The 23737-nt window shown below is 60.5% G+C and carries 25 protein-coding genes, 1 tRNA gene and 1 pseudogene; 9 read left to right on the forward strand and 18 right to left on the reverse strand.

Annotation, left to right across the window (positions count from 1 at the left end):
* Positions 1–224 precede the first annotated feature (224 nt).
* Together AC0L27_RS23830 and AC0L27_RS23835 are read right to left on the reverse strand one after the other, a co-directional pair.
* Positions 225–980 carry a septal ring lytic transglycosylase RlpA family protein gene (locus tag AC0L27_RS23830; protein ID WP_473320523.1) on the reverse strand — a complete coding sequence of 252 codons (756 nt, stop codon included), beginning with the start codon at positions 978–980 and terminating at the stop codon, positions 225–227.
* Between the two features lie 551 nt (positions 981–1531).
* Entirely contained in the window at positions 1532–1852 is a 321-nt protein-coding gene (locus AC0L27_RS23835) for a hypothetical protein (RefSeq protein WP_473320524.1), read from the reverse strand.
* A 339-nt stretch (positions 1853–2191) separates the two neighbouring features.
* Between AC0L27_RS23835 and AC0L27_RS23840 the strand changes: the two genes are divergently transcribed.
* Complete coding sequence (locus AC0L27_RS23840) at positions 2192–2845, forward strand: recombinase family protein (protein WP_473320525.1); 654 nt, start codon at positions 2192–2194, stop codon at positions 2843–2845.
* Between the two features lie 672 nt (positions 2846–3517).
* On the opposite strand, the gene AC0L27_RS23845 is transcribed toward AC0L27_RS23840, so the two are convergent.
* On the reverse strand, positions 3518–3640 hold the full coding sequence (locus tag AC0L27_RS23845) for a hypothetical protein (protein ID WP_256375632.1): 123 nt from the start codon (positions 3638–3640) through the stop codon (positions 3518–3520).
* An 863-nt stretch (positions 3641–4503) separates the two neighbouring features.
* Here AC0L27_RS23845 and AC0L27_RS23850 point away from each other — a divergent pair.
* The 4 genes from AC0L27_RS23850 to AC0L27_RS23865 are packed head-to-tail and all read left to right on the forward strand — an operon-like array spanning position 4504 to position 7181.
* The gene (locus tag AC0L27_RS23850) at positions 4504–4896 is read left to right on the forward strand and encodes a hypothetical protein (protein ID WP_063995458.1); all 393 of its coding nucleotides are present in this window, start codon (positions 4504–4506) and stop codon (positions 4894–4896) included.
* A gap of 3 nt (positions 4897–4899) precedes the next feature.
* A complete protein-coding gene (locus tag AC0L27_RS23855) occupies positions 4900–5685 on the forward strand; it encodes a bifunctional DNA primase/polymerase (RefSeq protein ID WP_473320527.1) in 786 nt (261 codons plus the stop codon).
* Positions 5672–6904, forward strand: coding sequence for a virulence-associated E family protein (locus AC0L27_RS23860; protein ID WP_473320528.1), 1233 nt, complete (start codon positions 5672–5674; stop codon positions 6902–6904). The genes AC0L27_RS23855 and AC0L27_RS23860 overlap by 14 nt, the downstream gene beginning before the upstream one ends.
* Positions 6888–7181 carry a helix-turn-helix transcriptional regulator gene (locus AC0L27_RS23865; RefSeq protein ID WP_084777527.1) on the forward strand — a complete coding sequence of 98 codons (294 nt, stop codon included), beginning with the start codon at positions 6888–6890 and terminating at the stop codon, positions 7179–7181. The genes AC0L27_RS23860 and AC0L27_RS23865 overlap by 17 nt, the downstream gene beginning before the upstream one ends.
* Before the next feature lie 629 nt (positions 7182–7810).
* Here the strand turns inward: AC0L27_RS23865 and AC0L27_RS23870 are convergent.
* From AC0L27_RS23870 to AC0L27_RS23905, 8 genes and pseudogenes are all read right to left on the reverse strand, one after another.
* On the reverse strand, positions 7811–8725 hold the full coding sequence (locus tag AC0L27_RS23870; RefSeq protein WP_473320529.1) for a DUF4238 domain-containing protein: 915 nt from the start codon (positions 8723–8725) through the stop codon (positions 7811–7813).
* A 32-nt stretch (positions 8726–8757) separates the two neighbouring features.
* Complete coding sequence (locus AC0L27_RS23875; protein ID WP_473320531.1) at positions 8758–9336, reverse strand: hypothetical protein; 579 nt, start codon at positions 9334–9336, stop codon at positions 8758–8760.
* A gap of 2 nt (positions 9337–9338) precedes the next feature.
* Positions 9339–9833: a hypothetical protein gene (locus AC0L27_RS23880; RefSeq protein WP_473320532.1), complete on the reverse strand. Its 495-nt coding sequence runs from the start codon at positions 9831–9833 to the stop codon at positions 9339–9341.
* Positions 9834–9912: 79 nt separating this feature from the next.
* Positions 9913–10008: pseudogene (locus AC0L27_RS23885) on the reverse strand (SOS response-associated peptidase); the annotation flags it as partial.
* A 2-nt stretch (positions 10009–10010) separates the two neighbouring features.
* The gene (locus AC0L27_RS23890) at positions 10011–10364 is read right to left on the reverse strand and encodes a hypothetical protein (RefSeq protein ID WP_473320534.1); all 354 of its coding nucleotides are present in this window, start codon (positions 10362–10364) and stop codon (positions 10011–10013) included.
* 8 nt (positions 10365–10372) lie between these two features.
* Positions 10373–10663, reverse strand: coding sequence for a hypothetical protein (locus AC0L27_RS23895; protein WP_473320535.1), 291 nt, complete (start codon positions 10661–10663; stop codon positions 10373–10375).
* 51 nt (positions 10664–10714) lie between these two features.
* Entirely contained in the window at positions 10715–11053 is a 339-nt protein-coding gene (locus AC0L27_RS23900) for a hypothetical protein (protein WP_473320536.1), read from the reverse strand.
* Positions 11054–11399: 346 nt separating this feature from the next.
* Positions 11400–11930, reverse strand: a complete 531-nt coding sequence (locus tag AC0L27_RS23905) for a DUF1269 domain-containing protein (protein ID WP_063995450.1) — start codon at positions 11928–11930, stop codon at positions 11400–11402.
* A gap of 1706 nt (positions 11931–13636) precedes the next feature.
* On the opposite strand from AC0L27_RS23905, the gene AC0L27_RS23910 reads away from it, so the two are divergent.
* Together AC0L27_RS23910 and AC0L27_RS23915 are read left to right on the forward strand one after the other, a co-directional pair.
* Entirely contained in the window at positions 13637–14350 is a 714-nt protein-coding gene (locus AC0L27_RS23910) for a hypothetical protein (protein WP_473320537.1), read from the forward strand.
* Positions 14351–14921: 571 nt separating this feature from the next.
* On the forward strand, positions 14922–15524 hold the full coding sequence (locus tag AC0L27_RS23915) for a hypothetical protein (protein ID WP_473320539.1): 603 nt from the start codon (positions 14922–14924) through the stop codon (positions 15522–15524).
* Positions 15525–15662: 138 nt separating this feature from the next.
* Here AC0L27_RS23915 and AC0L27_RS23920 read toward each other — a convergent pair whose 3' ends face one another.
* Positions 15663–16520 (reverse strand): hypothetical protein, encoded by an 858-nt coding sequence (locus tag AC0L27_RS23920; RefSeq protein WP_473320540.1) that lies wholly within the window; start codon positions 16518–16520, stop codon positions 15663–15665.
* 593 nt (positions 16521–17113) lie between these two features.
* Entirely contained in the window at positions 17114–17467 is a 354-nt protein-coding gene (locus tag AC0L27_RS23925; protein WP_473320541.1) for a hypothetical protein, read from the reverse strand.
* Between the two features lie 862 nt (positions 17468–18329).
* Between AC0L27_RS23925 and ku the strand changes: the two genes are divergently transcribed.
* Positions 18330–19256 carry a non-homologous end joining protein Ku gene (gene ku / locus AC0L27_RS23930; RefSeq protein WP_275169476.1) on the forward strand — a complete coding sequence of 309 codons (927 nt, stop codon included), beginning with the start codon at positions 18330–18332 and terminating at the stop codon, positions 19254–19256.
* Positions 19257–19300: 44 nt separating this feature from the next.
* Complete coding sequence (locus tag AC0L27_RS23935) at positions 19301–20029, forward strand: DUF72 domain-containing protein (protein ID WP_354204853.1); 729 nt, start codon at positions 19301–19303, stop codon at positions 20027–20029.
* Positions 20030–20138: 109 nt separating this feature from the next.
* Here AC0L27_RS23935 and AC0L27_RS23940 read toward each other — a convergent pair whose 3' ends face one another.
* From AC0L27_RS23940 to mnmA, 5 genes are all read right to left on the reverse strand, one after another.
* Positions 20139–20408, reverse strand: a complete 270-nt coding sequence (locus AC0L27_RS23940; protein ID WP_354204851.1) for a hypothetical protein — start codon at positions 20406–20408, stop codon at positions 20139–20141.
* Positions 20409–20834: 426 nt separating this feature from the next.
* Positions 20835–20911: transfer RNA gene (locus AC0L27_RS23945), tRNA-Met, on the reverse strand.
* A gap of 349 nt (positions 20912–21260) precedes the next feature.
* Complete coding sequence (locus AC0L27_RS23950) at positions 21261–21617, reverse strand: hypothetical protein (protein ID WP_027519907.1); 357 nt, start codon at positions 21615–21617, stop codon at positions 21261–21263.
* Positions 21618–21661: 44 nt separating this feature from the next.
* Positions 21662–22300 carry a class I SAM-dependent methyltransferase gene (locus AC0L27_RS23955; protein WP_354059888.1) on the reverse strand — a complete coding sequence of 213 codons (639 nt, stop codon included), beginning with the start codon at positions 22298–22300 and terminating at the stop codon, positions 21662–21664.
* A 21-nt stretch (positions 22301–22321) separates the two neighbouring features.
* A complete protein-coding gene (mnmA, locus tag AC0L27_RS23960) occupies positions 22322–23503 on the reverse strand; it encodes a tRNA 2-thiouridine(34) synthase MnmA (protein WP_354204849.1) in 1182 nt (393 codons plus the stop codon).
* Positions 23504–23737 lie beyond the last annotated feature (234 nt).

Genomic DNA, 23737 nt, shown 5'->3' on the forward strand with positions numbered 1-23737 from the left:
ACCGGTCGAATTCTCTCCCCAATCCGCCAGCTCCATCGATCTTGAACATTCTGGAGCTGCCATCGCGATAGAAACATAAGTTGGGTTGGAGGCACCCACGACAAGCGCGACAATAGCCAAACTGGACAACCGCATCACGGGGCTCCTCGATATGCGATTTGTTGACTATGGCTGTGCCGTCGAGCATTTGGCAACTCTCCGCCATGCCGACGGGGCCTCCTGTACTAGTGGTGACGGTGATGACGGAGCGCAGGAGCCATTGCCATTGACGATCCGAACGTTCCCAACGGACCCATGCCGTCCTGCATCGGTTGGAAGAACCCGGGTATGGCCGCCGCAGCGACGGGACGTTGGCGACCACGGCTCGCGACGAAAGTCCCACCGGATCCCATTTGCACAATAGTCGCGGTCACGTTGCGATGGGTGCAGCGACAGCCGAGCGCACTTGCGGCCGCAGGCGATAGATCAAGGAACGCGCCGGTGAATGGACCGCGATCGTTCACCGTGACCTGGATCGACCGGCCGCCGCTCTGAACCATCAGTACCGTCCCGAAGGGCAGCGTCCGGTGGGCGGCCGTCATTGCAGCACAGTTGAGTACGCCCCCGGAGGCTGTGCGGCGACCGCACAGGCGGTCACTTCTGCCGTAGTAAGTGGCGCTCCCCGAGAGACGATGCGCCTCGGCCACAGAAGAGAGCGAGAGAAGGACGATGCCGGTCAGGACTATGCGTTTCATGCTGGATCCCTCGGGTATGAAAGAGGCACTGCGACAGCGTCCAATCGGAGGTCCTACGAACGGGCCGGCGCGAGAGGTCAAACAGCCAAGCCCACAGGCAGCTTCTACTCTGTTCATCGGCAAAGGTTCCGGGACAGGGGCAAAATGGAACAGTGGGGAGTACAGAGCCGGCATTTCCGCTGGGTCAGTGCGGGGAGCCGATGCAACGCGCACCTTTTGGCCGAAGCGTCCCCGCGACCTGATCATGGACCCGTCACGCCGCGGACACCCCGACCAATCCGATCGAGTTCATCATTGCTGAGCGGTTTGGATGGACGATACCGGCACACGCGGTAGACAAATATTCCCCACCGCCACGAATGGTTCGCGGTTCGCCCCGCAAAACCCAGGTGCGGTCGGGAGAAGGATCTTCCAAAAGCGAACATGCTGCGAACAGTTATGGCGGCGGCGCACGGCTTCCATGTGCGTGGCCAGTTATGCTGTGCCCGGCGCTCCGTCCGTAGGCCGGAATGGAGAAGTCTGCATCCGGCGAGGCAGTCCGCGCCGGCGGTTAGAGCCCAGCCCTGGCCAGTTCAGCCCGCTCGAAGGAGCCTCGTCTCCCGCTGCTGAACAATGATCTCCCGAACTTTCAATCGCCCATCCCGGACCAGATCGGCGGCCAAACGCGCCTCCCGCCGCCAAAAAGCTTGCCTTCTCACTTCGGGCCACGTGTAGAAGTCGTCGGGCAAAATGGGTTGTCGAGGCGGACCAATCGCAGCGTCCACGTCAGCCTGCCGCACCACGCCAAGCAAATGGCGTCAAATGTTTATGCGGCGGCCCCAGACAACTTCTTCGCGCTCGTCGTTCCAATCCTCCATGTAGCGAGAGGTTAGCAAGCGATAGTTCTGGACGAGTGTGCTGCGGTTGAGGACCAGGACGCCGCCGTCGGACAGGTCTCTCGTCTCTCCAGTCATGTTGCCCCAGTACGCAGCAACCTCCGGCGATCGGCTAAAGAAGACCGCAGCATCGCCTGCGGTCGCTGGCAACAATACTCCCGTGCGCATCACCAGCGGGAGGTGCCGGGTGCCATGGTAGATCACGTCTCGGCCACGCCCAATCTTCCGAGCCAGGCGCGCCATGACGGTTTCTCTGTCCGTTCCGGGAGGCCGCTCCTTTAGTTGCGACATTGCGATCTCACTGGCTACTGTCGTCCTCACGAAGAAACCATCGTGGCTTGTCGAATGTGCGGCGGCCAGCAAGTCTGCAGGCCGAAAATTTTGGCGGGGGGTCTTGCGAACGTTTGAAATACTGCCCTCGGGGGCTGCCAGGGGGCGGTCGCCGAATAAATCATTGACCGAACCGACGCTGCTTCAGTTTCTGACTCGCAAATGCTTCGGAGCTACTCCTGTTGATAGACTCTTGCTGCCAGACCCGTTTTGTAACATACTGACGTTCGTCGAGGTGTTACGAGATGGATGATGTCGCAGCCGATTGTCGCTTATTATCGAGTATCGCGCGAGAAGCAGGGTCGGTCTGGGCTTGGCCTCGACGGCCAGCGGCGCCTCATCTCGGCGTTCGCCGGCAACGAGGGAATGGAGATTGCTGGTGAGTTTACCGAAGTTGAGACCGGCAAAGGAGCAGACGCGCTCGAAAGGCGCCCTCAGCTCGCCGCGGCCCTGAAGAAGGCTAAGCGACTTAAGTGCCCCGTCGTGGTGGCCAAATTGGACCGACTGTCGCGCGATGTGGCTTTCATCGCCGGCCTGATGGCAAAAAGGGTGCCATTCATTGTCACGGAGCTGGGCAAGGACGTGGACTCCTTCATGCTGCACATATATGCCGCCGTGGCCGAGAAGGAACGCAGCGTCATCGCCGAACGAACCCGCCTCGCCCTTGCGGAGGCCAAGCATCGCGGCAAACGGCTCGGCAACCAGACGCAGGCCGACGTCAACAAGGCCGCTGCAGCGACTCGGGACGCCCGCCTAGAGCCCATCCTGAAGGAGATGTGGGAGCTTCCGTACCGCGAAATCGCTCAGGAGCTGACAGACCGGCGGATACCGGCGCCTCGGGGCGGCGCCTGGAATCCTATGACGGTGATGCGGGCGATGAAGCGACTTGGTATCGCAGGCGAATGAAAAACGCTCTTGATGAGAGCTCCCACCCCGGCACTCACAGGCCGAGGTTTGCTTGAGGAGCCACCCGCCGAGTCATGCAATTGCCGTACAACTTACTTTAATAGACCGAGGCGGTAGGCCCCCTCTCGCCGACGAAGGCGAGCGACTAGCATCCTGCCCCCGTGGCATTGGCAGACGCTAACGTGGCGCATGGCGAGATTGCCGCAAGGCGCCCGTCGGCGCTCGCCAAGTTTTGCTGCGCATTTTCGATACATTAAGTTGAGCGCTCGCACGACAATGATTATGGCAGCCGGTGCTAGCGAACGTGAAGCAATACAAGCTGCGATGTTGGAGGTCGCTTGGAGACCAGATACTGGCGCGGAAATCGATCGCGTTCGCATGGTACTTCGGCGGATGAAGGAAAGCCGGGTGATCTGAGCCCCGTGCTTCACCCAGCGATAGGGAAACTTCCGGTGCGCATTTGAGCCCAGGGCTTCGTGGAGCAACTGGGCGGAGCGCGGAGCCCTTGACGTAGCGCAGCGCCTGTCCCGGTGCGATCCGAGGAGGCCGCAATGCAAAGCTCTGTGCGGCCGGGTATTTGTTATAATCGCCCTTCAAGGCCGGGGGCACGCCTCGAACCTACACGAGCGAGTGAACAGCGTTTCGTTGAGGAGTTCGTCGCGCAGCGGGCGTCTAAACTCTCGACAAGGCGTTCTTGGTCAGCTTGCCACGTGCGATGTAGTGCCAGTCGATCCGTCTATCCTGGCCGAGGCGTGGCGCGGCCATTCCGGTCAGCCCGCTTACGTTCTCGGACATGCACATCGCTGGCCGACCGCGCCCGGCAGTGATGACACCGAGCTCGCGCACGAGCCCCAGGCCCGGCGGCGAGCGCCAAGCACTCGCGCGTGAAGTGGTCGAGCACGGCCAGAATGCGGAACGCCGGCCGTTGGCGAAGGCATCGAGGCGCAAACGCCGGTTGGCTCCTGTGGGATCGTCAGCGGCGGCCTGGTGCCCAGCGCCCGCTTGCGTCCACTACGCCGACCAACTCGCAGCCGTTCGTCGATGAAGGACGACAACACTTCTTGCTGTGGTTCATGATCAGAGCCACTTCTGGAGGAGTTTGCGGCGCTCAGGTCAACGGACATAGATCTGTTCCAGGTGTTTTGCTGACATCATCGCCGATATGTATATTGTACGTGTTCTCTACTTTTCTGGAGAACAACATGTCGAGAGCTACAATCCACGGTGTCGCCTGGCAGGCGATCCCCTTTCATCCAGTTGCGCGCGCCGCCGCAATCACTGGGCAATCAGAAGCGAGCATAAATACTCTTATTAGTTCGGGAGCCCTCCGGGCCGTGAAGTTGGCGGGAAAGACACTAGTTCCAACCGACACCATCCTGGAGTTTCTCGCACGGGCACGCCCCTGGTCTCGGAAGCGCGCGAAGGCAGGTCAGGCTAACCGCGCACGTTGGATGCAGAAGACGGCGTAACGAGCTTCTGCAAACGGCAAGTGATAGCTACCTGCCTGTCACCACCCTTTCTATCAGTCGGATTGAGCATGCGATCTGAGGCGATCGACGGCGTCGCTCTGCTCGTTCCGCTGAGCCTGAAATTCATCGAAAGATGGATAAGCCGCCGACGTTTTCCGCCGGCATGACCTTAGCTGAAAGGAAGCCGAAATGAAACGCGATGAAGTATTTCCGTCCAGATACCTGAAATGTTCGGACCTGAACGGCCACCCGTGCACGCCGGAGATAGACCATGCGAGCTTTGAAACGCTGAAGGGTACGGATGGCAAAGAGACTCAGAAAATGGTGCTGTATTTCAAAAATGCTAAGAAGGCGCTCCCTCTGAATGCGACCAATTACGATTCCATAACCGCCATTGTCGGTAACGACGATACGGAGAGCTGGCCAGGCCACAAAATCGAACTGTACCCGGACAAGACGCGCATGGGGGGCAAACTTGTCGACTGTGTTCGTGTTCGCGCGCCGGCGCAGCGGAACCTGTCGAAACCGCCACCGCCGGAGGCCCCGCCCGAAGAAGGTTTGGACGACGATATCCCCTTCTGAAGCATGAGGTCGGCAGTGATTCAAACAGCCCTATCGCTCGCTTTCAAAGGACTGGCTGTGTTTCCCTGCCGCCCTCGCGACAAACGTCCAGCAACAGCGAACGGTGTTAAGGATGCAACCATGGATCTCGATACGATCCGGCAATGGTGGCGTCATGAGCCGGAATTCAACGTCGCCGTGGCGACGGGCTTGGTCTCAGGCATATTCGTGGTCGACCTAGACGGTCTTGATGCCGAAGCCGAATTGCGACGGCTCGAGCAAAGGCACGGGCAACTGCCGCCAACTGTTGAAAGCATCACGGCAAGGGGGCGCCACGCTTTCTTTAAAATGCCAAGATCCTCAGTGCGCAACTCGGTCGGCAAGATTGCGCCAGGCATCGACCTGCGAGGGGATGGCGGTTACGTGCTGGTGCCTCCGAGCCTCCATCCCAGCGGTCGGCAATACGCTTGGTCGGTCGACAGCGCGGGAGAATTTGCTTTAGCGCCGGATTGGTTAATCTCCCAAGTCTCCAGATCCGGCAAAAGCGACGAAAAACTTAACGCCTTGCAAACCGAATGGCGAACTCTGGCAACCGAATGCTTCGACGAAGGGCAGCGCGACAACACTGTGACCCGCTTGTGCGGATATTTCCTCCGCCAACACGTCGATCCTTTTGTCGTCCTTGAAATCCTTCAGCTATGGAACGCAGCGCATTGTCGACCACCGCTGCCGGCTGATGATGTCAATCGTATTGTACAGTCGATCGCAGGTAGGGAGATCAATCGGAGACTCGGCTATGGCGAACGCTGACAACATCGTCCGCTTAGCCGCGCTGTCGGCGCATGGCCCGTCGTGGCTGGACGAGTGCATAGTGGGTGTGACGGGTCAGCCGCTTTCGGTGCTGGCGAGCGTACTAGTTGGACTTCGCGCCGAATTCCGTGAGGCCTTCGCCTTCGACGAGATGTTGTGCGCGCCCGTGCTTATGCATGCGCTCGTCCCGGAGCCGCACTTTATGCCGCGCCTCTGTACCGACGTCGACGTTGGGATCGTGCAGGAACGACTCCAACATCTTGGCCTGAAGCGGATCAGCAAGGATGTCGCACACCAGGCCATAGATATCCGTGCCTATGAATGTCGATTTCATCCGGTCCGCGATTATCTCAATGGGCTCCGATGGGATCGCACGCCACGCATCATGGATCTGTTCCCGGGTTACTTCGGGACCGAAGACACCGTTTACGCGAGAACCATTGGGCAAATGTTCTTGATCAGCATGGTTGCACGTATCTTTGAACCGGGCTGCAAGGCCGACCACCTCCCAGTTCTCGAGGGTCCCCAAGGGACTCTCAAGTCATCTGCATGTCGAGTGCTTGGCGGCGATTGGTTCTCCGACAACCTACCGGAGGTTTCAGCAGGAAAGGACGTATCACAACATCTGCGGGGTAAGTGGCTCATTGAGGTTGCTGAAATGCACGCCATGAGCCGGGCTGAGGCAACCCAGCTGAAAGCCTTCATCAGCAGAGCGGTCGAACGCTACCGCCCTAGCTTCGGCCGCAGAGAGGTCAACGAGCCGCGGCAGTGCGTGTTCGTGGGCACAACAAATAGAAATAACTACCTGCGCGACGAAACCGGCGGTCGCCGTTTTTGGCCCATCAAAACCGGGGTTATCGAGATCGAGGCCTTGGCGCGCCACCGCGACCAATTGTTCGCGGAGGCTGTGGCGCGTTACCGCGAAGGCGCCAGGTGGTGGCCAGACAAGGATTTCGAGCGGGAATGCATTATGCCTGAACAGGCCTCTCGCTATGAAGCGGATGCCTGGGAGGAGAACATCGCGGACTATTTAAAGAAGCACGACAAGGTGACGGTCGGCCAAGTGGCGCGCGAGGCGCTGGATATCGAGACTCCGCGCATTGGAACTGCCGACCAGCGCCGGGTTGCAGCAGCTCTGGAGCAATTGGGATGGCGTCGGCTGAAGCCGGACTCGCAAGGCAAGCGATGGTGGGAGTTGCACGATGAAAGTTCGCGATGATCGCCGCGAAACGACAGGAGCCGAGACGGAGGACAGCGCACCGAAGAAACCTGAGCCTCAACCCATGCTCAACGAGGCGCAGGTTTTGGCGTTGATCCCGATTTCGCGAACCACGCTGCACCGAATGATGAAAAGCGGACGCTTTCCAAGCGGCACGTATGTCAGCCCAAATCGCAAACTTTGGTTTGCGCAAGAAGTCGCAATTTGGCAATCGACGGTCGACGAACGTAATCCGAATCGTGGCCGTGGCAAAGGACGTCGCCGACGGGTCGCCTAGAGCGTCGCAGGACGCGCACTGCCAACATACAGTTCCGCCGTTGAACGCTTTGCATCCTCACGCTCCCATATGCCGTCCTCGCCCACTTTGCCTGGCCCGCTCAGACTAAGCACGTCCGCCCGCGCCTCGAGACGATGCCTCCCGTCCCGCACGGCACACGTGCTTAAAGATCGTCCGGTCGAAGCCGGTCAAATGCTCGTTGAACCGGATCGCTCGCCGCTTGCCGATCGGCTTCTTGAGTCGCCGCTTGCGCTCGATCAGCGGCAGACCGCGAAGGTCGTCGTCGCCATCATCAGGTCGAAGGCGAACAGCACCGCCTCATCGGCCCGGCGTTAGCTCCGCACAGCGCGGAAGTCCGGCGTGCCGGGCGATCACGGCCTCACCATCGAGCATGAAGGATGCCGCCATGATGCGGCTGGCCGCCTCTACGATGGTCGGCAGCGGTTGGCCCAGTCATGGCCGCCCCTTGTGAAGCAGCGGACCCGCTCTCCATCCTTGCGAACCATCAGCGCCGGTAGCCGTCATGCTTGATTTCGTGGACCCACAGCGGGCCGGTTGGTGGCTGCGTCACCTTCGAAGGCTGGCACGGTTTGATGAAGCCTTAGGGACGGCGCACAGTCACCGCCGGGCTACAGCCCGCGGGCCGCTGCAATGCCTTGCTGGCGCTGGTCCTCGGTCAGGATGACGCGGTCAGGCACCGTTCGCATATGCCTTTGCACGAACTCCACCTGAGCGTCATCGCTGCCCCACACGAACTCGCGCGCCTGTCGCACCACATCCATGTTCATCGCCTTGACGATCCGCGTATCTCCGGTACCCGGGAGCTTCTTCGCATATCGGCGATCATGCGAGGCGACGAAAAGCCTGTGAGGCGACAGCGGCAGCGCAAGGTAGCAAAGCGGGTCGGCCAAACCGCTAAACATCACAAGCGGGCGATCCGACGTGAGCAGCGAAAATTTCGACTGGCTGACATCGACGCACGTCCAAGGCATGGCCGCGATATCCGGCACGGCGCGGCTGTTGCCGATGATGTCGGCGATCATGTTCGCGGCGCTCTTTCCGGCCGCGCCCGGGTCTCGCGTCGTGGTCTCTTCTGCCAGCGTATTCGCCGGCAACCCGCCGGCCACCTGCATCTTAGCGAAGTCGGCTTCAAGCGCGTTGGTGCCTTCGCGCCACATCTCCGCCATGTGCGTCTTGATCGTTTCAACGGCATCGGGGTGCCGATATAGCATAGAGAGCAGGTAGCGCGCCCATGCCAGTCGTTGCTCTCTGTCGAGCGGCTTGCAGGTGATCAGGCGGTCCAATGCCACGGCCGCGCCGCTGTCGAGCGGCGACATGAACTTGATTTCGAGATCCTGCGAACTTTCTTCGGCGACACCCTCGACGCGGTAGAGGTCGCGTACCATACCGGTACGGCGAGGATGCCGACGCCTCGGCGTCACGACGCCATTGACCTGCCGCATCTCACACAACAAGCCGTCGCTTCCTGTCCATCGGCGGAGCGCGAACTGGGGGTTGTAGTGGTGTGTGCGAGGTAAGTTCATGCTCGCCGGTATAGTCCTGCCCGCCGCGATCCTCAAGTGGAGGGGGGCAGCCTCATGGTATGTTTAGCCCTGTCTTCCTCGAGCCGCCGGTTCATCCACCGGCTTTTCGTGAACGCCTCGAAGAACTGGTCCTTCGGAATGCTCCTGATCTCCGCAAGACGATCATCCGGGATACCATCCACGTATGTTTTCCGGCCGGCCTCCGTCAGTTGGTCTGGGTGATGGAAGTAGCGCCAAAACATAAAGGCAGCTTCCTCGTCAGTATTAGGCTCTTTAATCGTAGATAGCCCCAGTATGGCAAAAAGCATGAAGATCTCCGATGCCGCGGGTTCAAACTCGAGCGATCCCTCTGGATCGCGGTCGGCATGTTTGAAAAAGTTCGCAGGCGACCTGATGAGCCTGTTGTACTCCGCGCGATGCTCGTCTTTGATCAGGTCGCTATCGAACAAGAGATCGCGCCGGAATTTGTCCCGGTGAATGCTGATGAAGTGGATCACCTCATAAGCCGCAAAAGCCAGTGTGTGAATGGAGACTGCATCTCCATTGCGAAACCAGAGACGTATTGCGGCCGCTAAATGGCGGCGTGCAGCATCCAGCTTGGTGACGATCATTGCTACTCGCCTTCGTTCTCAATTCCCAATTCCAGATAGATGCGACGATGGAGGGCGACGAAGGCGGAGCAATATCTATTGATCGCGTCCGCAGCGTTCTGCAATTCATCGATGTCGGCGATCCATTTGAGAAGGGCGAGGCCACCATCTCGCTGCTCGTAGCGTCGAAACTCAAACGCATGTTTGCCGTGAGCATAGGTGTGGATGGTCAGGAAGCCGTGCGCGAACCAATGTCGTCGCTCACTCCAGAAGCCGATATTCTCGATGAGCGGCAGGAAGTCATCGGCGTAGGCATTAAGCGGGCCTGACGCGTCTGCCATCGCCTTGGCAGCATTGATGCGTTTTTCGAGCGCGTATCGAAATCGGCTGTCTACCTTCACCGACAGGTCAGCGAGCAAAAATTCGCGTTGTGCGAAACTGGTCAGGTAGCGACCACGCAAGTAAGCCGCTCGATCAATCAGATCAATTAGGTGTTGGTCTGGAACGGCTGCTTCCATGCTGCTATCCTACGCGAACAACTCCGCGCCGCTGGCGTGAACTTCACGAACGAGCAGCTCTCATGCTTCGTTAGCCACTCGGCATCGGCGCGAGGTTGCCGGCATAGCGGTTGACGACACGGAACAGCGCCGCGATGGCCGCTTGGTTCGTGGTGATGCTGTAGAGGTTGCACATAGTCAAAGGGTCGAAAGGGTCGTCGTTTTCGACGGGTCGAACTTCAAACTCACGAGCGGTGCGCATATGCGTTCGATGTCGCTCTGAAATTCCAGTACGAGCTTCTTGTTCCTCTCGGGTTCATCGGCCCCCGGGCCCTTCGTGTTCCAAATGTCGGATCGCAGCTGCGCAACTGTGCCTTTCTCATCGGGCCGGATCGGATGATCCATAAACATCAAGACCTCGATTGCCGCCTGTATACCGCGCTGCGCCCGGAAGAGCTTCATGAAGCTGCTCTTGGTTTCGCTGCCAAACACCGCCATGAACTTTGGCTGAAGAGAAAGCACACGCTCAAAATAGCTGACGTGGCGGTCCAACCTGTTGATCACCGCATAAAGGATTTCCGCCGATCCTTCTCCTCTTGGTTCAAATCGTCATCTGGCATGTTTTGCCACTCGTGCTGCCCGATGAATGGACGCTGAATGTCCTCAAACACCATCTGCGCTTCATATGCGATTGACAGTGCCTCCAGTGCTACGTCGAGCTTCCGTTCTTCGATCTGCTCACGTTTCCATCGGCCAAATGTCCGAAAGCTACCAAATGCGATGCATAGAGTGATCGAGAAACCAACAATGGTCAGCAACTGGGTCCAGCCAAAGGCCCAAGGGTCATTCACGTCGTGTCCTCCGATCCGAACAGAACTTTCACTCTACCGCTCGTCCGGCCATCACGTCGATGGCGGATCGCTGGCTGAAATCTTGGTAGGTCGCAGCGCGACCAGATGGCTGCGCTTGTACGGATAGCCCCGGACCTGCGAGCAGTCTTTGTACCGCATGTACCGCTCCAGTTCATGGACCGGCGTTGCCTTTGGCGGGCGCACGATGTCCAGGGCATCGGTCTGGTTGGTGTCGCAGCCAAGGCAGCGCACTTCGAGGTAGCGGTACTTGGCATTGAGTGCGTCACCGGACGTCGGCCACCGCTGCGCCGGGCCTGGGAGCCGAGCATGCGGCTGCGTTCCACGCCGCAACAGCGAACCAGTAAACTGCCCGGTCTGCAGGCGCGCCATAAAAGGGTCTGGTGCCTTGGTGCCCATGCGAGATCGGTTCGTTCGGCCGGTGCGCCAGGCAAGCCGCTACGACTCGCGAGGATAGCGCCGAGCACAACGGAAGCAGCGCATTGTCTCCTTGCGATACGTTTGCACCTGGGCCGTGGCCGTGCATGTGGGCAGCGGACCTGCGCGCCTCTCCCGGCGCATCATCAGGCGGCAGCATTATGCTTCGGCAACTTGCTCCCGGCCCTCCGAAACGACCCCAGCCAGACAATGACTGCACCTGGAGCAGCGGCACCGCCGAAGTGGCCTAGGCCAACCCGAGATTGGGCCGGAGTGTCGTCGGCAGACAGTTGCAATCGGTTCAAACGCCCGGCAAATCAGGAGGCGCAGCCGCCGGTACCGTCGCTTTGACCTCCGCAAGCGCCGCTTGCAACGCGGCTTCCTTGGTGTGGTCGAGAGAAGTCTTTAGCACCGTGCCGCCTTCGCCTTTGAGCCTCTCAAGAACCTTGTCTGCCGTGACTTTGCGCACCAGTACGAAGAGCGCCGCGGTCCCGGGTTGAACAGCGGCGGCGGTCTCCTTCATCCATTTGTCGTCGATGCCCACATCCGTTAAATATCCGCTGAGCGTCCCGGACGCAACGCCGAGGGCAGCCCCAGCGAGTGGCATCAGAAAGATCAGGCCAATCAGCGTGCCCCAAAAGGCGCCAGTAGCCGCACCAGCAGCGGTGGTATTAATTAGTTGGTTTAGTTTAATGTTTCCGCTGCTGTCTTTGACCGCTATCACGGCATCGCCGAGTTCGATCAAGTACTCCTTCTGCATGGCCAGCAGCTTTTGGCGAACTTCCTCCGCCTTCGCCTCGGTCGGAAATGCAATTACGACAAGGTCACTCATCTGTGTACTGCTCCTCTACTCAACGATTCCTAAATCCTTTCCGCGCACCGCAAAATCGCTCGATGCAGATCAATGAGGTGCTAGGCGGCCAGACCCCCCGATAGGCCACGTCGCCCAGAGTACCTGGCGACCGATGACGCAGGGTCGCCATCGTCGGACGGCACCGTCAGCGCTTGCGCGCACAGGGGGCCAAGCCGCGCTATCGAGCGACTAATAGGCGCAAATATAATTCCCGTACGCATCGTAGCAACTGCTGCGGTACGCAGCGGTACCAAGGGCAGCCGCGCCTACCGCTGCGGCTCCGACACCATAGCCGCGATAGCCGTAGCCGCGATAGGCCCCACCACGATAGGCGTAGCGCCCACCGCGCACTGCCACGGCGCCGCCACCCCGAGGCCCTCGAACTGCTACCGCGCCGCCGCGATAGCCTCCACCGCCCCGATAAGCACCGCCGCCGCGACCGCGAGCATCGGCTTCGTCGGGAGTGAAGGTTACCAGCAGCATGGCTGCAGCTGCCGATGCGATGAGAATTTGACGCAGCATTAGGCGTACTCCTTCATTCAGACAGGAACCGCGGAAACCTGCGTATCGCGCCGAACCGCGGTTTGTCTGAATCCTCACGCGCGGGAGCTACGCGCCCTTGACTTGGATCAACCCTCCACGTTCATCTACGTGAACGGACGCGCATGACGCTCCGTCGTGACAAGCCGGCAATCGTTGCGCGTCTTGGCCGGGCTCGCTGCGAGCAGGCGCTCTATCTCTAAGATCTACACTACTTGAGCGCATCATCTGGCAGTTGCCGCTGCAGCGCCTTGGCCTCCTCCCACGGTGCGCGCATCCACAAGTCCCGCTCCTTCGTCGGCCGTCAGGATCGGTGGCATCGCCTTGGGACGCATCGGCTCGACCACGGAGTCACCCCGAGGACACTGGAGACGTGATGGGGCCCCAGCGTCTTGTCGCTCCAACGTTTGTCAGCGTCTTCGTTCTGCAGACGCTTGAGTTCACCACAATAGAACTGCCGCCAGTTTGCTTTCAACCTGGCGAGACATTCGAGGTCACGGTCCGTGAAGAACGACATAGTAACGGAAACCCTAGCCGAGATTTGGGTGGACGGGGTGCCCGGCACAACGGAGGGAGCGAGCCGCTTGTCCATTCGGCGGATAGGACAGCCGCTTCGCGGTACGGTCGCTTGACGCAGATCAAGGTCGTTAGCCGCGCGCGGGGCGATTGCTGCCGCTCGCGCCGCAGGAAGCGCAGATAGGCCACGCGCGATCCGTCGAGCGAGAAGCCGCCACTTTGCCGCTGGATCACGCCTTGAGCTTCGAGCGTGCCGATGTAGGCCCGGCTGCAATCGAGGTGCAGCGCCAGCGCCGACGCGCTGACGGTCGCGGACCTGGCGGATCGCCTCCGAGAGGAAGGCTTGGTGCCGGACGATCCATTACTGCTGACGGCTTCAGTCATCGGTTTAGCCCCTGCTGCATTGCGGTATGATAACTCACTTCCGCTTTGAAGACATAGCGGACATGAGTGGACTTGCCGCTGGGCTAGCGATTGACGACCCAAAGCGGACGAAGCCAGCTTTCCCAACGGTCATTGAGGCAAGTCAACAACTGCGCTCGAACCGAACGATAGCTGAAGCATGGCTTTCTGCCACCAGTGGCAGCGTGTCTCTGAGATGGCTCGGCGCAATCACTGGGAGGTATCACATGAGAAAACCCGCGATTGCTAGCTCGACGCCGGCAGCGCTCTTGCGGCGGGCCGTTACCTGGTGGCTCACACAGGTGAAGCATGCTCTTCCGCCGACAATCTTCTTCTTCGTCGGCTTCAACCTGATCCTGTACACTAAACGCCTGATCCTGCAGGAGCACGGGATTGAGTTCAGCGGCTTCTTCACTTCGCTGGTAGCGGCGTTGCTAGTCGGAAAAGCCGTTTTGGTAACCGACAACATGCGTTTCATGCGTCGCTTCGACGGCGCGCCAATGCTCCAGCCTATCTTGTTCAAGAGCGCTATCTACTGGCTATGCGTGCTGATTGTGCGGCTGGCAGAGGAACTCGTCCATTTCGTCGCCGCAGGCGGCGCTATCACTGATTTCGGCGACCACTTCGCTGGTCAATTTCCGTTGGCGAGATTTTTGTCAATTCAGATATGGTTGATGGTCCTTTTTCTTGTCTACGTCACGATGCACGAGCTCAACGAGCTGTTCGGAGACGGTGAACTGTATCGGCTGTTCTTCCGGTGGCGCTCGTCGGAGGCGAAACTTACACGCCGTCAGCGCATTCGCCTGCTCACGCGTCTCAACCGGCTGACTGAAGCTAACCCAATCGAGGCGTTCAGTGACCGGACATCACCTGTGCACACCGAGCTCGTGGCCATTCTCCACCAACTGGCTTCGCCGCCCGCCGCGTCTGCGCACGCCTGATTGCGACATGACGCTACCAGGACCCGGCTTCCTTTTGGGCAGATACCGTCATTTTGCTGAATTGCGGAGTTTGATTGCTGTGGGTTTGGCGCACATTGAGTAGCACGACCCGCACTCCACACCGCTGCAACTGCAACCACGGATTTTCTCGCACCAGATACCCTCGATGACTGGCGTCGCGCCGCCCCCCGGTTGCCTTGCCCTCCACAGCACCTGCGCGGATGAGGGGCCACCCCCGGCGGCCATCGACAGCGCCAAGCGCTCGCGCATCATTGTCGACACCTCAACCGCTGATTTGTCCGCCGCGACGACCACGGCAGGCGGCGCGCACCGGCAGCGCCATGAGCGCGCCACCATCACGACGACCGATCAAGACCACGCACACCATCACCGCGATGGGATCGGGGTAACAGCCCGCTACCCCGGTAAGCGCGGCCCCGGCGCGCCGCCTCTCCATCGGGGAGCAGTTGCGGGAGACCCCGGTCGCGGTGCGCCCGGTTCTCGTGCAGGCTGTGGGCATGCTAACGTTAGTTGCTGTGAGTATTAACAGAGCCGGCAAGGGATGGGCCGCATGAGATTATTGATCCGATGGATCGGCTACGGTTTCATCGTTGTTGGCGTTGCACTGTTCATCGCAAGTTACCTCGTAACTTATAACCGAGGAGGGATCTCCGCGATTGCTGAACGCTTCTACCATCCACTCGCGGACGCTTTCCAATTGGCAATGTGTGTCGGACCCGGATTATTGCTTATTGGCATTGCCGATTGGCTCGAAAAAAGAAGGAAACGCACAGACCGCTCCGGACAATCGCCGAGCAACGAGGAGCAAGAAGCACCGAGCATCACATTCCTGAGTGCTTTGCCAAGTCCAAAAACAAATACGCCCTTGAAGATGGTAGAGCTTAGGGGACTTCTGTTCATGTATTATGAAAACGCACAAACGATAGGTGAGGTAAGTGTGAACGTCCCTGCGTTTTATAAATTTCCGCAGTCCGCCGTAGTAACCAGAGAGCGCCAGCCGCTACTCATAGTTCGCATTGAAGAGAGTTCAGTTGGCTCCATGCTTTGCGCGATTGTGCCATCTGGCGAAATATACAACTTCGGTCCTTTTTCCCGCACTGACCAAAGTGCTTTTCTTACAAAGGCTGCGCAGATAGTCTCCGAAGTTATTTGATGATCGTCTGCAAGCCGGTTAGCTCCAGAATACCGCGGCGGCCGACAGGACGTGGGAGGACATCTCGCCACCGCCTCATCGTCCACTTCGGCAGGCGACGGGACGGCAGCACGATCACCGACAGCGGACGGCATCTCGTCATCGCGCACCGATGTCATCTCCAGGCTTCCGTAAATTGTCTATCAAAATATGCGCGCTAATCAGAAAGACCCATGCGGGCAATACCACGAAGCTCCACGCAATGTAGTAACTCCCGATAAGTAGCAACAACGCAAATAGGTAGCCGATATAAGCGATCCAACGCGGAGCGATGCTTGTATAGATTACAATAGTTGACGTTGAGACCATGAAGACCGCAGCCATCTTGGTAGCATACACATTGTTGACGATGAATGCGGCTGAGCGGGCATATCGAAATATGCCGGAACTTATCAATTCATTCGGTTCGGTCTTGGAAGCCAAAAGCATGACTGCGCCTATCACAGCAGCTGCGGTAAACAGCATAACCAGAAACAGCATGGCGCTTCCGATAAACACCGTGGCAAAGAAGCGATCCTCCTGATGACCAAGACGATCACGCAGCACCCCAACGAACCACAAGAAGGCGATCCCGGCGAAAGGAACTAAGTTCAACGCAAGTTCAATTGAGTTCGTATCGGCGGCTAACCATGCACCGGGCTCCAAAGGGTCAGTTGGAATGGAACGTCGAAGCAGCCCAAAGATCGTGAACATGAGCAGGGAGAAGATGATCCCTGCTATGGCAGCCGACTTTGGTGTCTTCAGATCGCTGTGCATGACGATATCGTCTCTCACCGGCTGGCTCATGAGGCGTTTGCCAAGCCCGTGGTCCGGTTGATTTACATCAACAGCCTGTCTACCTGCGTGAGGTGAGATGCTCTCGGGGCGCGGAACCGGGACACGAAAATGGATCAAGGTTCGGAAGCCAAGCAAGTCTGTCGTCGCAGCGCACTCGCTTCCTTGGATGCGCGGCTGCATTTGGAGGGGTCGCGTCGTCAGCGGTTCTGACCGCGTCGGAGGCGGTAGCCCAAGCCATCGCAATGCCCACCACACCAACAACACCGCCAGCAGATAGCCCGAAATCCGGCACCGAGCGGCGACAGGACAGCGAAGTGGCCGAGCGGAACGCCGTCAGGAACGACGCACAGGACGCACAGAGCGGCGTCAGGAGCGGCGCACGGGGCGAGACGAACGACGGGACGCGCGCGATGGCACCACCACCACCAGCACCGCGAAGTAATCGGTCGCCCGGCTCTACACGACAACGGTCCGCCTCAGGGCGGGCCGCTAGAAATGCTGTACAGCGCGCCGCCAGCGCCGGGCCACCCGACAGCGGCCAAGCCCCTATCGCATCCAACGTCAAAAAAGACGTTAGTTCATCTTGCGCCGGAGCTTTTCGAGGAGGGTGCGCAGGTCGTCAATGTGTTCGGCGACTAGCTGTCGCGCCTGCTGTATCCGTGATTGTTTCCGCTCCGGCGCGTCATTGCTCGGAGGGCGGTCGTCAGGATCGTCCATTCCCCTTAGTAGAAGGCGACGGAAAACGGTTTGATCACAACATGCAATAGTGTGCCTTAAATAGAGGCGCTGCGGTCTGCCTTTTCCGCAGTCTCCAGCATCGCAAGTTGGCTCGAGAGGCCGGTAAAACTGCGAGATATATTCTTCAAGATGCTCGCTGTCCGTGCGGCTGTGCCGGGTTCAGCGGCCCTGCATTTGAACGCAACGGCGAATTCCCGGCAATCTGCCGCCGTAGGCATTGCAACAGGTCCGGTGCCGCCGACTGCTGGTCGGCGCAGGAGTTTTTCGGTTGCGACGATCTGTGCGCGTGAGCGTTTTATCTGCTCCTGCACGGCTCCTTTAGCGTGCGGATGCTCGTCGAGTGTGCTGCGGTGGCTCTCTTCGAGGTCCTTGCCGGGGTAATAGCGCATTGGCTGTCCTTCGCCCTCCGCACGCATAGCATCAAACTTAATAGTTTCACTCCAAATGAACCTCTGCAAGCCCGGTCAGCTGAGAACATCGCCGACGCTGGGTTAAACTTCGCCGGGCACAGCGCCACCGCGCGTCTAAACGGCAGCATGTGAAACTAGGGCCTAATAGGGCCCGGCGGTTTCGCGCCGGACCAAGCGCCGGGCGGCCATCCACGTAAGCCATTCACTAGCCAAAGCTTTTTAGTTCTGCCCAACGGATCGAATTCGCTGGACGAAAGGACCACACGGTTTTGCCGTACGCACGGCCCGCCATTTCGCCACCGGTTTCGACGACGTTGTGCACGTTGCCGCCGACCTGATGACGAGACGAAGCCTAGCAGCGCCGCTCGTCGGAACGAAGCCTTGGGCTCACGGAGAGCAATCCGCCCTGCCCTTAGCCTCTCGCACCCGAACGCTGCCGCGTCCACCGCAAGCCCGGCTCGCGAACGTGACGACCACAAGATCGCCCCTCAAGAATGAGCCGGGATGAGCGACACATACGCCAATTCCGAATTTCGGTAAAGTGGAATATTTTTATGGAGAGGGGTTGACGGGGGTGTGTTGCCCGACGGGGCTGGTGCCGCTCCCCTTAGAGCAACGGATTGGCTGATTTCCACGGAGGTCTAATGACCGAGGGATCTGCCATGGGTTGGTCACCGCTGTGTTCTTATTTCGTTCGTGCCGGTCAAGGCTGCCCGCCATGTATTCCGAGCGCCTGACCGGGACGTGGCATCAATTTGCGGTGGACACCTGCGGGCGGTGTCGGAACTGTGCCGCGCCGTTCGTCTTGAGTCCAAGTCCCCGTAATGGAGTGTTGCGTAGCATGGCCCCCCGCGCGAACTGGAAAGGCTTTTTGCGTCTCTCGTTGGTCACCTGTCCCGTGGCGCTCTACCCGGCTACGTCGGAGAGTGAGAAGATCTCCTTCAACCAGCTCAACCGTCAGACCGGTCATCGGATCAAGTACGTGAAAGTCGACGCCGACACCGGGGACGAGGTGTCCAACGAGGACATCGTCAAGGGCTACCAGCTCGAGAAGGACCAGTTCATCGAGGTGACCAAGGAGGAGCTTGAGGAGATCGCGCTGGAATCCACGCGGACCATCGAGATAGACGAGTTCGTGGACAAGGCCGATATCGATCCGCGCTACCTAATCCGCCCCTACTACATCCGTCCGGACGGAAAAGTCGGCCACGACGCCTTCGCGGTCATCCGCGAGACCATCCGCGAGATGAACAAGGTTGCGATCGGGCGCGTGGTGCTCACCAACCGAGAGCACATCATTGCGCTCGAGCCGATGGACAAGGGCCTGGTCGGCACCTTGCTGCGGTATCCCTACGAGGTCCGTAGCGAGCAAGAATACTTCGAAGAGATCCAGGACGTCAAAGTCACTAAGGACATGCTCGATCTGGCCAAGCACATCGTGAACCAGAAGGCCGGATCGTTCGAGCCGGAGAAGTTCGAGGACCACTACGAGACCGCGCTGATCGAGCTCATAAACCAGAAGCGTGCCGGCAAGCCGATCGTGCCGAAGGATCGGCCGAAAGGCGAGAACGTCGTCGATCTGATGGACGCGCTACGCAAGAGCGTCGGCGGGGCAGCAGCCAAGACCGAGGCTCCGAAAAAGCCTGCCAAGAAGACGAAGAAGGCTGCCGCGGCTCAGAAGGAGATGCTGATGCCGATCGCCGGTAAGAAGCCGGGTAAGGAAGCGGCGAAGAAGCCGACAGCAGGCGCGCGGAGGAAGTCGGCGTGAGTTTGTGAACATCCGGTGATGCCCGATGGCAGTTACGGACTGACATGGAAGAGGTCGCGCATGTCAGGGCTGAGCTGCGGCTCGGCACAGCGGGATGGAATGTTCCGCGAGTCTCGAAGGAAAGAGTTGGCGGGGTAGGTAGCCAACTTGAACGCTACGCGCGGGTGTTGAATGCCACGGAGATCAACTCATCATTTCATAAGCCACACCGGCGTTCGACCTATGAGAAGTGGGCGAACGCGACGCCAGATGATTTCCGCTTTTCGGTAAAGGTGCCGAAGTCTGTTACTCATTCGTCACAGCTTGCGCGGGGTGAACTCGATCGATTCATCGAAGAGAGCGCCGGACTTGGCGCGAAGCTCGGGGTTTTGCTCGTTCAGTTTGCGCCTCGCAGAATGTTCGTTGAGTCCGATGCGGAGTTCCTGTTCCGCGCACTGCAGGAAAGGACCTCGGCCGCTCTCGCTTGCGAGCCGCGTCACGTCAGCTGGTTCACGCCCGAGGTCGGCGCTTGGCTCAGGGAACGTCAGATTGGCCGCGTCGCCGCGGATCCGGCGCGGGTGCCCGATGCCGACCTGCCGGGCGGGTGGCCGTGCCTGTGCTATTTTCGACTGCATGGAGCGCCGCGCATCTACTACTCCGCGTACGACGGCGCGTTCCTTCGGACCCTGAAGCGGCGGCTCGGTGCTGCGTCTTTGTCGAGTGAGACCTGGTGCATCTTCGACAACACCGCCGCCGGGGCAGCACTCGAGAACGCACTAGACTTGCTCGCTTGAAGGGCTTTGCAGCGGCCAGTTGATATCCCTCACGTCCTCCAACTTCGTCGAAGGCTTTGAGGCTCGCACGCATCCGTTGCCATCCGAGCGGCGCGACAGCGCAGGCGACCTAATCGGAACGTGGCGGGCACTCCGGGCACGTATCGCCAATCGAATGCAAAACCTCGCCCACTTGCCCGACAGCCTGATCCGGAGACAAGCCCTCGGGTGGTTCCTGCCTGGCGATATCCAATGCGTGCTCGCGCGCATGCGGGTCGGCCCGGTCCTTCGCCCAGCCGTGCTCCTCGCATTCGTGGATGGCGCCCGCCTCCTGCAGCACGCTGAGCGCCCATCCGCGCAGCGTTCGGATCGCTGGCCGCCTTTCCTTCGTCATCAGCATCGAACTTGCTCCGCCCGGACGAATCCTTTTGCCCGTCTTCTCGTTCCGAGCGGTTAGCACGCAGCAGGGATTCGCAATCGGCAGAGCTCAGGTTTGTCCCGTGTTCCGCGCTCTGGCACGATCGCGTTCGGCTGCAGCACGGCTCGGCCGAAGAGGCCGCGGAAAGTTTCGATCAGTTCGTAAACTCCCGGAAATCCTAAACTCGGACCAATAGCTGTCCCGCTTGGCTTCCCGGTGCTTGGTGGGTCTGGCCCATCCTTAGAATAGATCGCAAGGGTTCTGCCCGCTGAGGCGCGCCCACGCTTCAACTCCGGGCGCCGAACCGTCAAACGCTGTACCACCGCCGCCTTCGCGAAAAACTCGTGATACTAATGTGGTACCATGAAAGTTCGAGGATCCCAGATTAGCAGGAAGTGCCTGATTTTTTGGTAGCGGGAGAGGGACTCGAACCCCCGACCCCAGGATTATGATTCCCGTGCTCTAACCAGCTGAGCTACCCCGCCACAGGGTCGCGAGGGCCGAAACAGCCGATCTCGCGAACGCGCGGCATATAAGGAAGGGGGCGGCGGGCTGTCAATCCGAGTTTGCTTCCGCTTTGGCTAAAGCTTCCGCCTTCGCCAAGGCTACGGCGCGACAAGTCCGCGGGCAGGCATGGATGGTGTGTTTTGGGACCGAATCTCGGGCCACATTCGTCATGGCCGGGCTTGTCCCGGCCATCCACGACCTTTTCCCGGCCATCCACGACCTTCGCGGGCCACAAGAACGTAGATGCCCGGGACGAGCCCGGGCATGACGACGAGATTGGGGATGCGGAACAGGCCTCCGCCTACGCCAAGGCTTCGGCGCGACAAGCTATTTCGGCCGTACGGTCGGGTCGCCTCCGGGGCTGCCGGGGGGCGGGATGACGGGCATGGCGCCGTTCGTGCTGGGCGCCGGGGCGTGCATCTCGGGGTCGACGCCGGAGGGCGGGCAGAGCACGCCGTCCGATTTCGCCAATTTGTCGCCGAGCGGTTCCCGGGACTGGCCGGTGGTGGTGCCGTCAGCGGAGCGGTTCGGGCGGTCCTGCGGCGTACAACCGGTGGCGTGTTGCGGGGATGGCGGCGCGGTTTGTTGCGGCGGCGTCGCCGGGGCGGGCGGGGCCTGCGCGATCGCGCTGCCGGAGGCGGCGATCAGGAGGCTGGCCAGAATGATTTTTGATGTGGTGCGCATGGGAGGGAAACGCGCGGGCGCCGCCGCGTGTTCCGCGCCCCCGATCACGATTTGAGGTAGCGGATCAGCGAAAAGTGTCCCATCGGCGGCATCGGGCGGCGCTCGGCCAGGGTGACGCCGCCGTGTTTGGCGGTCCAGTCGACCAGGCGCTGCCATGGAAACTCGGGGCGCCAGCCGAGGCGACGGGCGAGCGGCGCAAACGCGAGCTCGGAGAGTTTTCGCAAACCCTTTTCCGCGCCGATGTGGTTGACCAGGATCAGCTCGCCGCCGGGCTTCAAGACGCGCACGAACTCGTCGAGCGTGCCCTCGGGATCGGGCACGGCGGTGATGACGTATTGCGCGACCACCGCGTCGAAGAAGTTTTCGGGGAAGGCGAGGTTTTTCGCGTCCATCACCGAGAGCACTTCGACATTGGAGAGCCGCAAGCTCCGCACGCGCGATTGCGCCTTGCGCAGCATCGGCTCGGAGATGTCGACGCCGCAGATCCTTGTGGTGCGCGCATAGTCGGAGAGCGAGAGCCCGGTGCCGACACCGACGTCGAGGATGCGGCCGCCGATGCGGTCGGCCTCGGCGATGGTCGACTGCCTTCCCGCGTCGAACACCTTGCCGAACACGAGATCGTAGACCGGCGCCCAGCGGCCATAGGCCTTCTCGACCCCGGCCCGCGAGATGTCTGCTGCCATGCCCCCTGCCCTATATATTTTTTAGCCGCGGACCGCTTCTGCGAGCGGCCTCGTCGTGCTGCTTGCGGCCTTCGCGGCGGCGCTTTGAATGAAGCCGCCGCCGAGCACGCGGGCCTGGCCACCGGCTGCGTCGTAGAACACGCAGGCCTGTCCCGGCGAAACGCCCTCTTCGCCGGCGACGAGCTCGACCTCGTAATGACCGTTCGCACCGCGCAGCCAAGCGGGCTGGGGCGCGCGGGTCGAGCGCACGCGCACGAACATTTCGAGACCATTGCCGATGGCGCGGTCGATGTCGCCATCGCCGATCCAGTTGACGTCGCGCAACACGATGCGGTGCATCTTCAGCGCCTCGCGCGGGCCGACGACGACGCGGCGGTTGGCGGCCTCCAGCCGCACCACGAACAGCGGTGCGGCGGCTGCGATGCCGAGGCCGCGGCGCTGGCCGATGGTGAAATTGGCGATGCCGTTGTGACGGCCGAGCACGCGGCCGTCGAGATCGACGATGTCGCCGGGGTCCATCGCGTTCGGCCGCAGGCGGGTGATGATGTCGGTGTAGCGTCCGGTGGGCACGAAGCAGATGTCCTGGCTGTCGTGCTTGTCGGCGACCGCGAGGCCGAAGCGCCGCGCCAGTTCGCGCGTCTCGGGCTTGGTCATGTCGCCGAGCGGAAAGCGCAGATAATCGAGCTGCTCCTGCGTGGTCGCGAACAGGAAGTAGCTCTGGTCGCGATCGGCGTCAGCCGCACACACCAGCGCGCGCGAGCCGTCCGCGCGGCGGCGCGAGGCGACGTAATGGCCGGTGGCGAGCGCGGTGGCGCCGAGTTCGCGCGCGGTCTTCAGGAGGTCGCGGAACTTGACCGAGCGGTTACACTCGATGCACGGCACCGGCGTCTCGCCGAGCGCGTAGCTGTCGGCGAAATTATCGATGACGGATTCGCGAAAGCGATCCTCGTAGTCGAGCACGTAATGGGGAATGCCGAGCTTGGCGGCGACGTCGCGGGCGTCGTGGATGTCCTGGCCGGCGCAGCAGGCGCCCTTGCGATGGGTCGCAGCGCCATGGTCGTAGAGCTGCAGCGTGATGCCGACGACGTCGTAGCCTTCCGCCTTCAAAAGCGCAGCCGTCGTCGATGAATCGACGCCGCCCGACATGGCAACGACGACCCTGGTATCCTCAGGACGGCCTTCGAGATCCAGACTGTTGAGCATGGGCCTTAAAGCGTTGTGGACGGCGCGTTGGGCGATCCGCTTGGATGCTTCCGGCGGGACAAAAGCGATCCCCGGGAACCTAGAGTTCCCGAAGGGCGCGGCCTGCCCGGTCGAAAGCGGCTGAGAGCTGTCTCTTTAATATAGGCGGCCTTCCGGTGAAGCAATCACGGACCCCGCAAGGTTTACGGCAATTCTTGCCGGGGAGGCAGAAATGGCGGGGCTTGGGAAGGGCCA

It is taken from the genome of Bradyrhizobium sp. Ken51, from assembly GCF_055807435.1.